The sequence below is a fragment of the Ruegeria sp. AF7 genome (assembly GCF_056541885.1).
Genome location: NZ_JBQFYX010000047.1, coordinates 1 through 2271, shown reverse-complemented (window position 1 = coordinate 2271; position 2271 = coordinate 1). Strand labels below are relative to the sequence as shown.

Here is a 2271-nt window from a genome sequence, read left to right as displayed (position 1 = left end):
CCAATGAGCTATAAATCCGACATCGAAATTGCGCGTGAAGCGAATAAGAAGCCGATCCAGGAGATCGGCGCGAAGCTTGGAATATCCAGTGACGATCTGTTGCCGTATGGGCATGACAAGGCGAAGGTGAGCCAGGAGTTCATCAACTCGGTGCAGGGTCGTGAGGACGGCAAGCTGGTGCTGGTGACGGCGATCAACCCGACGCCTGCGGGTGAGGGGAAGACGACCACAACGGTTGGTCTGGGTGACGGTCTGAACCGCATCGGCAAGAACGCGATGATCTGTATCCGCGAGGCCTCGCTGGGCCCGAACTTCGGCATGAAGGGTGGCGCAGCGGGTGGCGGCTATGCGCAGGTTGTTCCGATGGAAGAGATGAACCTGCACTTCACCGGCGATTTTCATGCAATCACCTCGGCCCATTCGCTGCTGTCGGCGATGATCGACAACCACATCTACTGGGGCAATGAATGCGAGATCGACACCCGCCGGGTCGCATGGCGTCGTGTGGTCGACATGAACGACCGTGCCCTGCGCCAGATCACCGCCAGCCTGGGCGGCGTGTCGAACGGGTTCCCGCGTGAAACAGGTTTTGACATCACCGTGGCGTCCGAGGTTATGGCGATCCTGTGCCTGTCAAACGACCTGAAGGATCTGGAAAAGCGTCTGGGTGATATCATCGTGGCTTATCGCCGCGACAAGACGCCGGTCTATTGCCGCGACATCAAGGCCGAAGGCGCGATGACCGTTCTGCTGAAAGACGCAATGCAGCCGAACCTGGTGCAGACGCTGGAAAACAACCCGGCCTTTGTCCACGGTGGCCCGTTTGCCAACATCGCGCATGGCTGCAACTCGGTGATCGCGACCAAGACCGCGCTGAAAGTGGCTGACTATGTGGTGACCGAGGCGGGCTTTGGCGCCGATCTGGGTGCCGAGAAGTTCATGAACATCAAGTGCCGCAAGGCGGGCATTGCGCCCTCTGCCGTGGTTCTGGTTGCCACCGTGCGCGCGATGAAGATGAATGGCGGTGTCGCCAAGGCCGATCTGGGTGCCGAGAATGTCGCTGCGGTCAAGGCGGGCTGCGCCAACCTGGGCCGCCATATCGAGAACGTGAAGTCGTTCGGTGTGCCGGTTGTTGTCGCCATTAACCACTTTGTCACCGACACCGATGCCGAGGTTCAGGCGGTGAAGGATTATTGCGCCTCTCATGGGGTCGAGGCGGTTCTGTCGCGCCACTGGGAGCTGGGCTCGGAAGGCTCTGCCGATCTGGCCCGCAAGGTTGTGGAAATCGTCGAAGGGGGGTCTGCGAACTTCGCGCCGATCTACCCCGACGAGATGCCGCTGTTTGAGAAGATCGAAACCATCGCCAAGCGCATCTACCGCGCCGACGAGGTTCTGGCCGACAACAAGATCCGCACCCAGCTGAAAGAATGGGAAGCTGCGGGGTATGGCAACCTGCCGGTCTGCATGGCGAAAACCCAGTACAGCTTCTCGACCGACCCGAGCCTGCGGGGCGCGCCCACCGGCCATTCGGTTCCGGTGCGTGAGGTCCGCCTGAGCGCGGGCGCGGGCTTTGTCGTGGTTGTCTGCGGTGAGATCATGACCATGCCGGGCCTGCCCCGCAAACCGGCCGCGGAAACCATCTGCCTCAATGACGCAGGTGAGATCGAGGGCTTGTTCTAAGCCGCTGAATAAGACATCTCGTGGTCCGGGACCCCCGGGCCATGAGGAGACGATGATGCCCACTCTGACACCGCCGCAGGACTGCCATTCGATGCGGGATCTGCGGGTTCAGATCGACAGGCTGGACCGCCAGCTGATCGGGATGCTGGTGAGGCGCGCAAGCTATATCGACCGCGCGTCTGAGCTGAAGCCGGGTGAAGGCCTGCCCGCCCGCATCCCAGACCGGGTCGAGGATGTGGTGCAAAAGGTGCGCGCCAGTTCGCAGGCGGCGGGGATGGACCCCGATTTGTCCGAAACGCTCTGGCGCATTCTGATTGACTGGTCGATTGCACGTGAGGAACGTGTGCTCGGCCCCGAGTAAAGACCGGGCGCGTTCTGCGCCCGTTTGGGTTTTGAAAGAAGGGACCAAAGGATGGTAGCGCAGGTTATCGACGGGAAGGCCTTTGCCGCCAAAGTGCGCGCGCAGGTGGCCGATCAGGTTGCAAAGCTGAAAGAGGAAAACGGCATCACCCCCGGCCTGGCCGTGGTTCTGGTGGGCGAGGATCCGGCCAGCCAGGTCTATGTCCGCTCGAAGGGCAAGATGACCGTCGA

3 protein-coding genes are annotated in these 2271 nt (G+C 61.4%); all 3 read left to right on the top strand.

Features of this window, described 5'->3' with window-relative positions:
• Positions 1-3 precede the first annotated feature (3 nt).
• Positions 4-1680: a formate--tetrahydrofolate ligase gene (locus ACR0AP_RS20850; protein ID WP_209505534.1), complete on the top strand. Its 1677-nt coding sequence runs from the start codon at positions 4-6 to the stop codon at positions 1678-1680.
• A gap of 55 nt (positions 1681-1735) precedes the next feature.
• Positions 1736-2041, top strand: a complete 306-nt coding sequence (locus tag ACR0AP_RS20845; RefSeq protein ID WP_480473724.1) for a chorismate mutase — start codon at positions 1736-1738, stop codon at positions 2039-2041.
• Between the two features lie 51 nt (positions 2042-2092).
• Positions 2093-2271 (top strand): tetrahydrofolate dehydrogenase/cyclohydrolase catalytic domain-containing protein (locus ACR0AP_RS20840; RefSeq protein ID WP_480509200.1); only part of this gene is annotated, 179 nt, incomplete at its 3' end.

Excerpts from the sequence above, each read along its gene's own strand:
- ACR0AP_RS20850 (WP_209505534.1), top strand. The coding sequence starts at position 4 with ATGAGCTATAAATCCGACATCGAAATTGCGCGTGAAGCGAATAAGAAG.
- ACR0AP_RS20845 (WP_480473724.1), top strand. The coding sequence starts at position 1,736 with ATGCCCACTCTGACACCGCCGCAGGACTGCCATTCGATGCGGGATCTG.